Below are 10,601 nucleotides of genomic sequence, written 5' to 3' on the forward strand. Positions count from 1 at the left end.
GAAAGCATCTAAGCGTGAAACCATCCTTAAGATGAGATCTCTCACAGCATAAGCTGGTAAGACACCTGGAAGAAGACCAGGTTGATAGGCAGGGTGTGGAAGCGTAGCAATATGTTAAGCTGACCTGTACTAATATGTCGAGGGCTTGACTTAAATCGGGCCGCTGGACGGAGGAATCCGGACAGCAAAGAAACGTCTCTTCATGAAGTTTTGAGGGCTCATGCCTTCAATTGAAAATCCGGTGGCGATAGCTAAGGGGACCCACCTGTTCCCATGCCGAACACAGCAGTTAAGCCCTTATACGCCGAAAGTACTCGACTGGAAACGGTCCGGGAGGATAGGGAGCTGCCGGTTAGGAGAAAAGGACTGGGAAGAAATGAGGAATTCATTTCTTCCCAGTCCTTTTTGTCACTGGTCACTGGACGAAGAAAGACAGCCAGGCTATGGCTGCCTTTCATTGTATGATGCTGGCTCTGACGTGCCTAGAGGCTCTGCCCGATTCATCTCCTTTATCAAAGTCTCCGGATGGCTTCCAGGGCCAGAGGGGACCGTTCACATTCAGAAGGCAGCATGGTGACCTGACAGCACAGGGGACTGCCTTTCATTTTTTCAGAAGCATAGCTGAGACCATTGGTCCGTTCATCCAGGAAAGGTTTGTCGATCTGGTTGGGGTCCCCCAGCAGGATCACCTTGGTGCCCTTCCCCGCCCGGGTAATGATGCCTTTGGCCTGGTTGGGGGTCATGTTCTGGGCCTCATCGATGATCAGATAGATCTTTTCCAGGGTACGTCCCCGGATGAAATTCAGAGCTTCCATCTGGATCAGGTTCCGGTCGAAGATTTCCATAAGCCGGCTTTCCAGTTCCAGTTCATCATCGTAGCGGGAATCTTCGTCTTCGTCCAGCAGCTGTTCCAGATTGTCCATAATGGGCCGCATCAAGGGAGAAATCTTTTCCTGTTCATCCCCGGGCAGGAAGCCGATATCGGAATCGAACTGGGCATTGGGCCGGCAGATCAGGATCCGGCGGTATTCTTCCGAAGATTGATTCAGCAGCTTCTCTAGGCCCACCGCCAGAGCGTAGAAGGTCTTGGCGGTACCGGCCTGTCCCTTGACGATGACCAGAGGCGCTTCAGCAGCTGGCTTCATGAGGGCTTCCTGCATGAAGTATTGGCCGGCATTTCGGGGTTTGACTCCATAGGGCGTTTCCCTGGCATATTCCAGGGGAATCACCCGGTCGCCCCACACCCGGCCCAAATGGGTCTTTCGAAGAGAAGCATCTGCTTTCAGAAGGACGAATTCGTTTTGGACCAGGGAAACAGGATGGGAGGCTCCAGTTTCATCACACTGGTACGGCAGGTCGGTGGGAACACCTTCCGTGGTGAACCGGTCAAAGTCTTTTTCCGGGACGAAACATTCTACCCTGCCCAGGTATTGCTGCTCCCCAGCATTTACCTGTTCCGTGCTGAAATCCTGGGCTTCGATGCCCAGCAGCTGGGCCTTCAGACGCAGTACCAGATCTTTGGTCACCAAGATCGGGTGGTCGGCTGCCAGATGCTGGCAGATTTTCAGGATCCGGTTGTCGCTTTTGTCCTCAGGCAGGGATTCGGGAAGGGGCTCGTGGACACAGTTGGTTTCCACCCGCAGGGTCCCTCCATTGGGCAAGGGAACCCCCGCTATCAGATTCCCGGTCCGGCGCAGATCTTCCAGGGTGCGGATGGCCTGGCGGGCATTGAAGCCTCGTTCCCCTTCGGCTTTTTTCAGGCCATCCAACTCTTCCAGGACCACCAGAGGCAGCACCAGCCGGTTTTCTTCGAAACAGAGAAGCGCATGGGGCGCCTGGATCAGCACATTGGTATCGATGACATAGGTCTTGGCCATGGAACATCCCCGCCTTTCTTTTTTTTTGGAAATACCTTTTGGATGGTTTCAGTATAACAGGGAAGTGTAGAAATTCCGTCGGATTTCCGTAAAATTTTCGTATAAGGGCAAGAAATAGGCGAAACATGGTACAATAGGAACAAAAGAGAAACGGGAGATGAAAACATGGGAAGGATGCTGATTACGTTGGGCCTGCTGCTGGTGGTGGCAGGGCTTGTGATAGAATTCGGATCGAATCTGTTTCCCCTGGGGCACCTGCCCGGGGATATCCATATTACAGGGAAACATGGAAGTTTTTATTTTCCAGTGGTCACCTGTATCGTGGTCAGTGTGATATTGAATGTGTTGCTGAGGATATTCCATTAAAAAGGGGATGTGAAAAAATGATTCTTCATTTTTTCACATCCCCTTTGGCCTCGGGTCGCGAGTCGTGAGTCGCGGGCTTGTTAGCGCAGCCCGAAAATCCGATTTTGGGATAGAAACAAGGTGAGTGTCACAATGGACGAATATGCGGCAATCCGCCACAAATTTCTTGTGGAAGGACTGAGTCAGCGTCAGATTGCAAAGCAACTGGGAATTTCCCGTAACACTGTTGCAAAATATTGGCACGGGGATACCTATGCTGGCCTTCGGGCCAGTTATTGCCGGGCCGCCAGCATGATGACGCCGGACATCATCCAATTTATCCAGTAGTGTCTGCAGGAAGATGCGTTGGAACCCAATAAGAAACAGCATCATACAGCACGACGAATCTATCATCGCTTGGTCGCTGAAATGAATTTCACTGGAGGTGAGAGTACCGTCCGTGCCTTGGTTCGCAAGCTTCGCGGCAATCTTATGGGGGCTTATGTCCCTCTGGAGTTTGAACCTGGTAGCGCCATGCAAACTGATTTTGGAACGGCTTATGTTTATTTGAAGGGGAACCGGACTTTAGTCAATACTTTTTGCGCCAGGCTTTGCTACAGCTGCGCCCCTTTCGTATTCTGTTTCCGCAAGCAAAACAGCGAAGCTTTCCTGGAAGGAATTATCAGGGTTTTCGAATTTTTTTAAGGCGTTCCCAGACGTGTCATTTTTGACAATGCCAAGGTCGCCGTAAAGAACGGATCTGGGAAACTTGCGATTCCTCAGGAAAACTATGAGGCTTTGGCAGCCCATTACTGCTTTTTTCCTGATTTCTGCAATGTCCGGAGCGGCAATGAAAAGGGATTGGTAGAAAACCTGGTCGGGTTCATCCGTCGGAATGTATTGGTCCCGGTTCCCCGGGCCGATTCCCTGGATGAATTGAACCAACAGATTGGAGGATACTGCCGTAAGTATATAGACACCCATTCTGTATCAGGACGGCCAACACCCGTAAAATATGTGGGACAGGAAGCTGCTTTCAAAGCCACAGCCGAAAAAGTCACCATCCTGATCGATGGAAAGGCCGTTGCAGTGCATGAACGCTGCTATGAGAAACAACAGCAAATCCTCAGCCTATCCCATTACCTTCCTTTGTTGAAACAGAAACCCCGCAGCATACTGCAGGCACGGCCGGTGAAGCAAAACATTAGTCCCCGGCTTATGCAGCTGCTTGAAAGCAGCGAGTTCACAGCAAAGAATCTTATGGAGATTCTGAAAATATGCACGGAACAAGGAGAGGATGCTTTCTGGAAGAGAAAAAATGAATTTCTGGCCAGGTCTACACAACCGGTCGTGATACAGGACCAGGTCGTTGTGAAGCAGGTGGATCTGTCCTCTTATGATTCTTTATTGGGAGGAAACAGTATATGCCAGAACCCGGGATAACAGAAGCCCTGCGGTATTATGCCAAACAGCTGAAGATACCGACCTTTGGAAATTTGGATAAGGAGGTGCATCATTACCAGCCTGGCCAGAGTGTTGAAGCGTTCGTTCTGGAACTAATGAAACGGGAGTATGAGACCCGTCAGGAAAAGAAACGACAGACCCGTTTGAAACGAGCGCACTTTCCATTGATGAAAACTCTGGAAGAGTTTGATATGAGCAGGCTTCAGTATGTTAAGCCTGAATATGTTAAGCAATTGGCCAGCTGTGACTTTATACGCCGACATGAAAACATGGTCATGGTGGGGAATCCCGGGACCGGGAAGACCCATCTGATGACGGCAATTGGAATTAAAGCATGTATCTTGGGATACAAGGTCCTATTTTATAATGCCAGTACCTTGGCAGCCGAGTTCAAAGAAGCAAGGAGTGATTACCAGTTACGAAAGATGGAAAAGACCATCGCTGGAGCAGATCTGCTGCTGTTGGATGAATTAAGTTACGCAAAGTTTAACCAGGAGGAATCCGGACTGCTGTTCAAGGTGATTGCTGAACGTTCAGAACGCTCCAGCACCGTGATTACCACCAATCTGGAATTTTCAAAATGGACCGAGATGTTTTCGAATGCGGCTTTGGTCTCGGCCCTGGTAGATCGGCTAACCTACCATTCTCACATACTGAATATGAATGGTAACTCATACCGCCTGCAAAGCCATGTTGAAAAGAAAGAGAGTTGATAGGTGGCTCAAAAATTGATAAGCATGTGGCTCAATTATTCATGATCACAGTGGCTCAATTTTTGGCAAGCACGTGGCTCACTTTTTCGTTGACATTCACACACTGGAGGCCGGGGTGCTGAGGCCGATGTGGAATAGGGTGGCACCGGGTATCTGGCTGATGAAAAGAGCCAGGGGAATCCGGACAAACAGAGAACCCAGCATACCTTGGAGCATGACGAAAAGGGTCATTTGACAGCCGTTGAAGAAGCCGATGAAACAGAAAAGCAAGGGGCTCAGGAAGCCATCCACTCCGTAGGATTGGAGGTAACTGGCAGCGGCATCAATCACGTCCGGTTCCCGGTTGAACAAAGAGGCCAGGACGTCTCCGTGGAAAAACAGGGTGAAGAACATAAAAAGACCGGCCGCTCCGGCGGTTATCAGGCTGTTAAAGAGGGCCTGGCGGCCACGCTGGGGTTTCCTAGCGCCTCGATTCTGGGCCACAAAGGCGGACAGGGACTGCATATAGGCAGAAGGCACCAGCATAATGAAGGCACAGACTTTTTCTGCAATGCCTACCCCGGCAGAGGACACTACCCCGAAAGTGTTGGCCACCCCCTGGATGACTATGAAAGAGGTGCCCACAAACAATTCCTGGAGCGCTACGGGCAGTCCCAGACGCAGTTCCTGGAAGATCAGGGCCCAGGGAAGATGGAAAAATTCCCGGCGGATGGGGAAAGGGAGTGTCCGGTGGCGCAGGAGCAGGACTGCCGTCAGGACACTGATTCCCTGAGAACTCACGGTGGCCAGCGCGGCACCGGTGGCTCCCATATGGAAAACAGTCACCAACAGCAGATCTCCAGCAATGTTCATGATACAGGCAATCAATACTGCCAGCAAAGGTGTCCGGGCGTCTCCCAAGCCTCGGAAAATGGCTCCCAGCAGGTTGTAAGCAACGATAAACAGGGATCCGGTCCCGCAGATCTGAATATAATGGACCGTAGGCAGGAAAGCTTTTTCAGGAGCCTGGAACCACCGGGCCAGGGTGGGGGCGCCGGTCATGAGCCCCACAGTCAGCAAAAGTCCCAGTAAGAAAAAAAGCAGGATTCCACTGCAGATGGCTTGTCCGGCCTGTTCCGGTTTCCGGCGGCCGATGGCTTCGCCCACCATGATCGTCACTCCCATGGAGAGACCGGTGATGATCATGGTCAGGGTATTCAGCAGAGAACTGCCAGTGACTACCCCGGAAACATCCCCTGTGCCGGCAAATTGCACTACCACCAGCAGATCAACACCTCCGTATAAAGCCTGGAGGAAAAGGGCCCCTAAGACTGTTACGGAAAAACGGAGCAGGGAGGGAAGGATCTTTCCTTCGGTAAATAAATTGGTTCGTTCCATCAGATACGCCGTCCTTTCGCAAGAATAATCATGAAAATCATGGAGAAAGCTTGCCGGAAGGGTGAAATAAAAGGTGGAAAGCCATCAAACAAAAAAGCTGGATAAGACGAACCGATGTTTCAATCGGTTGCCTTATCCAGCTTATTATTTCCAGCGAATGATTTGCCCTCCGAGCAAGCATCGCTATTATAGCAGATGCAAAGCAAGGGGGCAAGGTCATCCTTTTATCTTTTTTCTTGTCCACTGGTCCACTGCTTTTTTCAGTTCTTTCAGCCAGGGAGAGAACTGGACGGCTTTTTCCGGGTAAGTGAACTGGAGATCGTATTCTAGGGGCAGCCAGGTGCCCCGGTCTGATTCGTTGTGGCTGATCACTGCTTCCAGCTTGTCCAGGGCCTTGTATAGTTTGGCTTCCTGGGTTTCCTGGGTCTCCATTTCTGCCAGCAAGGCCTGCCATTCCTGCCGGTTTTCTTCCGGAAAGGTGGCCAGCCACTTGTCCCAGCAGTCTTGTTCTGCGGCGCGGTCCCGGTCTCCTTTGGCAAAGGTGGGGATATCCCCGGTAAAGGCTTCTCCCAGGTCGTGGATCAGGCACATCCGGATCACCCGGTCCAGGTCCATCTCCTGGAATTCCGGTTCCTGGGACAACAGGAGGACCATCAGGGCCATCTGCCAGGAATGGTCCGCCACGCTTTCCTGGCGGCCAGGTGCGGTCCAACAGTGGCGGGTGGCCGTCTTTAGCCGGCTGGCTCGGGTCAGGATCGCAAGAAAAGTTTCAGGGGACATGGAACCATCATCCTTTCATTTTCAATGGATGGGATTATTATAAAGTGAAGAATGGAAAGAGGCAAATGGAATCAAGGAGTGGCATGATCGGATTGAATATGATAATATAGTCATGACTAGTATAGCTACGACTATGCTAATTACGACTATATTATTTACAGGAGGGAATCTCTATGTTCATCGGCAGAAAGCAGGAACTGGCAGCTCTGGAAAAACGCTATGGATCTGGACATTTTGAATTCCCTGTAATTTACGGACGGCGGCGGGTGGGGAAGACCCGGTTGATCCGGGAATTTATCCAGGATAAGCCGGCGGTTTATTTCATGGCTACAGAGCAGAGCAAAAAAGAGCAGCTGGCCAACCTGACGGCAGCTGTACGGGAGCAGATTCCGGATCTTCAGACCCGGCTGCTGGATTCTTTTTCCAGTTTTGAAGATCTGTTTGCTTATCTGACCGAAGTGGGACGGCACAAACGTTTGGTATTTGTCATTGATGAATATCCCTATCTGGCCAAAGCGGCTCCGGAAATTTCCTCCATCCTGCAGAAGGTCATTGATCAGGAGTGGAAGGATACGGAACTGTATCTGATTCTGTGTGGATCGTCCATGAGTTTCATGGAACGGCAGGTGCTCAGTTACCAGAGTCCTCTTTATGGACGGAGAATGGCCCAGTTGAAACTCCATGCTCTTCCCTATTACGAAGCCGTCCGGTTTTTCCCAGGATGGACAGAAGAGGAAAAAATGATGGCTTATGGAATCTGTGATGGGATTCCCCAGTATCTTCTGTATCTGTCCCATTATGGAAATCTGGAAGAAGCGGTGTGTGAGGAACTGCTTTCTCCTAGCGGGCATCTCCAGGAGGAACCGGAAAACCTGATGCTCCAGGAATTGCGGGAACCAGCTGTGTACAACAGCATCCTTACAGCTATCGCCCATGGTGCCAACCGGCTCCATGAAATTGCTTCCGCAGTGGGCAAGGATACCAACGGTCTGGTTTTTTACCTAAAGAATCTCCAGGATCTGGAGTTGGTCCGTAAAATACAGCCGGTGGAGAATACCTCATCCCGGAAAAGTCTTTATCAGCTGGCAGACAATCTGTACCGTTTCTGGTTCCGCTTCCTTCCTGGCTGCAGCTCTCTGATTGCCCTGGGAATGGGAAAGCAGGCCTGGGAGCAGAAAATTCGGCCGCAATTTCCAGCCTATTTCGGGCATGTATTTGAAGAAATCGCTCTCCAGTATATTCAATACCAGGTAAAGCAAGGCAAAGGATACCCGTTGTATCTCCAGTACGGAAGCTGGTGGGGAACAGATCCACGGAAACGGAGAGAAGAGGAAATTGATCTGGTCTGCACTGATGAACAGCATGTCCTTTGCGGAGAATGTAAATGGAAACAGGACCCTATGGATCTGTCGGTCCTGCGGTTGCTCCAGGAGCGGAGTGAATTGGTCCGGAAGGGGCGGAAAATCCAGTACGTATTGTTTTCCCGTGCTGGTTTTACCCCAAGGTTAGAAACAGAGGCCAGGGAGGAGAATGTCCTGCTGCTGACGCCCAAGGAACTGCTGGTTTGAACGTGAAAAGGGGGCTGTTGCATGCGCAACAGCCTCTTTTTGAGGTCTCGGGTCTCGAGTCGTGAGTCTCGAGCCGTTGGATAGAACCTGTTCCCATGGCCAGGTTCTTTTGAAAGTGTAGAACCAGTATCGTGCTGGATATAGAAACGAATATCTTATCGTTAGCAGATTAGGGTTTGTACATTCAAAAAATTTGCTTGCAAATTTCTCATTCGGCTCGAGACTCGAGACCCGAGACCGAGCCGCTATACGGCTTATGAGACCGGGGGTGTTGCACGTAACGTGCAACACCCCCTTATGTTTTTCCCTCAAGGCACCAGGGTCGGTGCGGCGTAGACTCTGGCCAGGAGTTCCTGGTTCAGGGCATACAGCCCTTTAGGATCGCTGCCGAACAGTTCGAACTTCTTGATCAAATCGCCCACGTTCTTTTCTTCTTCGCCCTGTTCTTTTACGAACCAGTCGAAGAACTGCATGGTCCGGTAATCTTTGGCTTTGTCCGCGGCGGCGTAGATTTTGTTGATGCAGCCGGTGATGAACTGTTCATGTTTCAGGGCGGCTTTCAGGGCATCATCCAGCTTCTTATAGGTCATGTCTGGTTTGTCGATGGTGCCAAAGACTACAGGAGCATCGTTATTTTGTAAGTAAGTCCGCATGAGCATAGCATGGTCCCGTTCTTCCTGGGCTTGGATGTCGAACCAGTGGGCGAAGCCGTCCAGGCCTTTTTCCTGGTAATAGTTGGCGAAATCCAGGTATAGATAAGCGGAATAGAATTCCTTGGTGACCTGTTCATTGATCAGGTCTTTGACTTTGTTGTCCAGCATAAGTAAAACCTCCTTTTATCTTGGTTCCATTATAGCAGGTTTACCGTTGGTCAGCGAAAAAACTTGACACCTTTTCTCCGTTTGGGTATGCTACCTCTGTATGAACAAAGGAGGAAATCCCATGCATTTTGAATATTGTCCTACCTGCGGCAGCCAGCTCCAACCGAAACCAGCTGGAGATGAAGGGCTGGTCCCTTTCTGTTCCATCTGCCAGCGGTACTGGTTCGACTTTTTCTACAGCTGTATCATCGTCCTGCTCTGCAATGAGTATGATGAAGTGGTCTTGTGCAAACAGCCCCATCTTTCTCAGGAATATGAAAGCATCACTTCCGGTTTCATCATGCCGGGAGAAACTGCGGAAGAAACCGCTTACCGGGAAGTCCAGGAAGAACTGGGACTGACCTTGGATCGGCTGATCCCGGAAGGGACTTTCTGGTTCAGCAAGGGGCAGATGCTCATGCACGGATTTTTGGGTTTCGTCCACAAGCAGCCTTTTGCCCTGTCCCAGGAAGTCACATCCGCCCACTGGGTGCCGATCCTGGACCTGCCTCGAACGGCTTATCCTGAGACACCGGAAAACGTGATCTATCCTCTGTGGCGGAAACTGCTGGCTATGAAGGGAATGGAGGAGAGAAAATAGGATTAGAATTCTTGTTAGACGTTTCCTGCTTTATCGTGCTATAATATAATGTCCTAGTACGGTTCGACGGAAAAATGATAAGGAGGGAAACCATGAATCCATTAGATCCCATTGGTGTCATTGATTCCGGTGTGGGCGGACTTACTGTCCTGAAATGGCTCCTGCAGAAAATGCCCCATGAGCGGTTCATTTTTATTGGAGATACGGCCCGGACCCCCTATGGCAACCGGCCCCGGGAAGAAATCGAAGAATTCGTCGGTGAAATGACGACCTGGCTGCACCGCCGGCAGATCAAGCAGCTGGTGGTAGCCTGCAACACCATTACGGTCCTGGGAACGGACGTCATCAAGAACGGCTATGATTTTTCGGTTATCGGCATGAAAAAGGGCGCCCGTATGGTAGGGGGCGTTACGAAGAACAAAAAAGTAGGCTTCCTGGCTACCGATTTTACGGTGGCTTCCGGGGCTCACAAGAAGGAAATCCAGGAAATCGATCCGGAAATCCAGGTGTTCGGCCAGGGATGTCCCAAGTTCGTACCCCTTATCGAGGGAGAGAAGTTCGGCAGCCCAGAACTGGCAGCAGCTATCAAGGAATATACGGATAAGCTGAAAGAACATGATGTGGATACGGTCATGCTGTCCTGTACCCATTATCCTTTTGTAGAAAAAGAAATCCGGGAAGCTTTTGGGCCGGATGTGACCATCCTGGACCCGGCAGAACGGACAGTCCAGGCCGCTATCGATGATCTGGAACAGCGCAGGTTGGCACGGAAGACCGGCCTGGGCCGGGCAGAAGTGTGCTTCACCGCCGACCTGGAGCGGGGCAAGCGGCTGGCAGCCCGGATGCTGGATATGAATCAATGTGATTTCCGGCTGATCCATTTGTGAAAAAGGTAACGTCCATATAATGGTGTAAAAAGATAATTTCATAAAAATGAGCCATATGCTCATCCTTTAGGTATAATGTAAATCGACCAAAACCCACATAATACCGAGGGAGGAAAAACAAATGGCTCA

12 protein-coding genes and 2 rRNA genes are annotated in these 10,601 nt (G+C 50.7%); 10 read left to right on the forward strand and 4 right to left on the reverse strand.

Annotated elements, in window-relative coordinates; genetic code table 11:
• Nucleotides 1-153 (forward strand): 23S ribosomal RNA (locus ACTUHY_RS12310); the annotation flags it as partial.
• An 84-nt stretch (nucleotides 154-237) separates the two neighbouring features.
• A 5S ribosomal RNA gene (gene rrf, locus ACTUHY_RS12315) occupies nucleotides 238-354 on the forward strand.
• A gap of 158 nt (nucleotides 355-512) precedes the next feature.
• Here the strand turns inward: rrf and ACTUHY_RS12320 are convergent.
• Entirely contained in the window at nucleotides 513-1,877 is a 1,365-nt protein-coding gene (locus ACTUHY_RS12320) for a PhoH family protein (RefSeq protein WP_442827929.1), read from the reverse strand.
• A gap of 165 nt (nucleotides 1,878-2,042) precedes the next feature.
• Between ACTUHY_RS12320 and ACTUHY_RS12325 the strand changes: the two genes are divergently transcribed.
• From ACTUHY_RS12325 to istB, 5 genes are all read left to right on the forward strand, one after another.
• On the forward strand, nucleotides 2,043-2,243 hold the full coding sequence (locus ACTUHY_RS12325; RefSeq protein ID WP_278673930.1) for a DUF2905 domain-containing protein: 201 nt from the start codon (nucleotides 2,043-2,045) through the stop codon (nucleotides 2,241-2,243).
• A 132-nt stretch (nucleotides 2,244-2,375) separates the two neighbouring features.
• A complete protein-coding gene (locus ACTUHY_RS12330; RefSeq protein WP_442827930.1) occupies nucleotides 2,376-2,570 on the forward strand; it encodes a helix-turn-helix domain-containing protein in 195 nt (64 codons plus the stop codon).
• 18 nt (nucleotides 2,571-2,588) lie between these two features.
• A complete protein-coding gene (locus tag ACTUHY_RS12335) occupies nucleotides 2,589-2,927 on the forward strand; it encodes a hypothetical protein (protein WP_442827931.1) in 339 nt (112 codons plus the stop codon).
• 156 nt (nucleotides 2,928-3,083) lie between these two features.
• A complete protein-coding gene (locus ACTUHY_RS12340) occupies nucleotides 3,084-3,665 on the forward strand; it encodes a Mu transposase domain-containing protein (protein ID WP_442827932.1) in 582 nt (193 codons plus the stop codon).
• On the forward strand, nucleotides 3,647-4,399 hold the full coding sequence (gene istB / locus ACTUHY_RS12345; RefSeq protein WP_442827933.1) for an IS21-like element helper ATPase IstB: 753 nt from the start codon (nucleotides 3,647-3,649) through the stop codon (nucleotides 4,397-4,399). The genes ACTUHY_RS12340 and istB overlap by 19 nt, the downstream gene beginning before the upstream one ends.
• Before the next feature lie 96 nt (nucleotides 4,400-4,495).
• Here the strand turns inward: istB and ACTUHY_RS12350 are convergent, their stop codons facing one another.
• A complete protein-coding gene (locus ACTUHY_RS12350; RefSeq protein WP_442827934.1) occupies nucleotides 4,496-5,776 on the reverse strand; it encodes an MATE family efflux transporter in 1,281 nt (426 codons plus the stop codon).
• A 216-nt stretch (nucleotides 5,777-5,992) separates the two neighbouring features.
• Complete coding sequence (locus tag ACTUHY_RS12355) at nucleotides 5,993-6,556, reverse strand: HD domain-containing protein (RefSeq protein ID WP_442827935.1); 564 nt, start codon at nucleotides 6,554-6,556, stop codon at nucleotides 5,993-5,995.
• Nucleotides 6,557-6,729: 173 nt separating this feature from the next.
• On the opposite strand from ACTUHY_RS12355, the gene ACTUHY_RS12360 reads away from it, so the two are divergent.
• On the forward strand, nucleotides 6,730-8,124 hold the full coding sequence (locus ACTUHY_RS12360) for an ATP-binding protein (RefSeq protein WP_442827936.1): 1,395 nt from the start codon (nucleotides 6,730-6,732) through the stop codon (nucleotides 8,122-8,124).
• Nucleotides 8,125-8,432: 308 nt separating this feature from the next.
• Here ACTUHY_RS12360 and ACTUHY_RS12365 read toward each other — a convergent pair whose 3' ends face one another.
• The gene (locus ACTUHY_RS12365; RefSeq protein WP_278673936.1) at nucleotides 8,433-8,945 is read right to left on the reverse strand and encodes a ferritin; all 513 of its coding nucleotides are present in this window, start codon (nucleotides 8,943-8,945) and stop codon (nucleotides 8,433-8,435) included.
• A gap of 121 nt (nucleotides 8,946-9,066) precedes the next feature.
• Between ACTUHY_RS12365 and ACTUHY_RS12370 the strand changes: the two genes are divergently transcribed.
• Both ACTUHY_RS12370 and murI read left to right on the forward strand, forming a co-directional pair.
• Nucleotides 9,067-9,585: an NAD(+) diphosphatase gene (locus ACTUHY_RS12370; protein ID WP_442827937.1), complete on the forward strand. Its 519-nt coding sequence runs from the start codon at nucleotides 9,067-9,069 to the stop codon at nucleotides 9,583-9,585.
• A gap of 92 nt (nucleotides 9,586-9,677) precedes the next feature.
• Complete coding sequence (gene murI / locus ACTUHY_RS12375) at nucleotides 9,678-10,472, forward strand: glutamate racemase (protein ID WP_442827938.1); 795 nt, start codon at nucleotides 9,678-9,680, stop codon at nucleotides 10,470-10,472.
• Nucleotides 10,473-10,601: the final 129 nt, after the last annotated feature.

Origin of the sequence: Acidaminococcus nyctereutis, from assembly GCF_052216985.1 — a bacterium.
Lineage (GTDB): Bacteria > Bacillota > Negativicutes > Acidaminococcales > Acidaminococcaceae > Acidaminococcus > Acidaminococcus fermentans_A.

Bases quoted from the DNA above. Each gene is read 5' to 3' on its own strand.
- ACTUHY_RS12370 (WP_442827937.1), top strand. From the start codon at position 9,067: ATGCATTTTGAATATTGTCCTACCTGCGGCAGCCAGCTCCAACCGAAA.
- ACTUHY_RS12355 (WP_442827935.1), bottom strand. From the start codon at position 6,556: ATGTCCCCTGAAACTTTTCTTGCGATCCTGACCCGAGCCAGCCGGCTA.
- murI (WP_442827938.1), top strand. From the start codon at position 9,678: ATGAATCCATTAGATCCCATTGGTGTCATTGATTCCGGTGTGGGCGGA.
- ACTUHY_RS12320 (WP_442827929.1), bottom strand. From the start codon at position 1,877: ATGGCCAAGACCTATGTCATCGATACCAATGTGCTGATCCAGGCGCCC.
- ACTUHY_RS12360 (WP_442827936.1), top strand. From the start codon at position 6,730: ATGTTCATCGGCAGAAAGCAGGAACTGGCAGCTCTGGAAAAACGCTAT.
- ACTUHY_RS12365 (WP_278673936.1), bottom strand. From the start codon at position 8,945: ATGCTGGACAACAAAGTCAAAGACCTGATCAATGAACAGGTCACCAAG.
- ACTUHY_RS12330 (WP_442827930.1), top strand. From the start codon at position 2,376: ATGGACGAATATGCGGCAATCCGCCACAAATTTCTTGTGGAAGGACTG.
- ACTUHY_RS12350 (WP_442827934.1), bottom strand. From the start codon at position 5,776: ATGGAACGAACCAATTTATTTACCGAAGGAAAGATCCTTCCCTCCCTG.
- ACTUHY_RS12325 (WP_278673930.1), top strand. From the start codon at position 2,043: ATGGGAAGGATGCTGATTACGTTGGGCCTGCTGCTGGTGGTGGCAGGG.
- istB (WP_442827933.1), top strand. From the start codon at position 3,647: ATGCCAGAACCCGGGATAACAGAAGCCCTGCGGTATTATGCCAAACAG.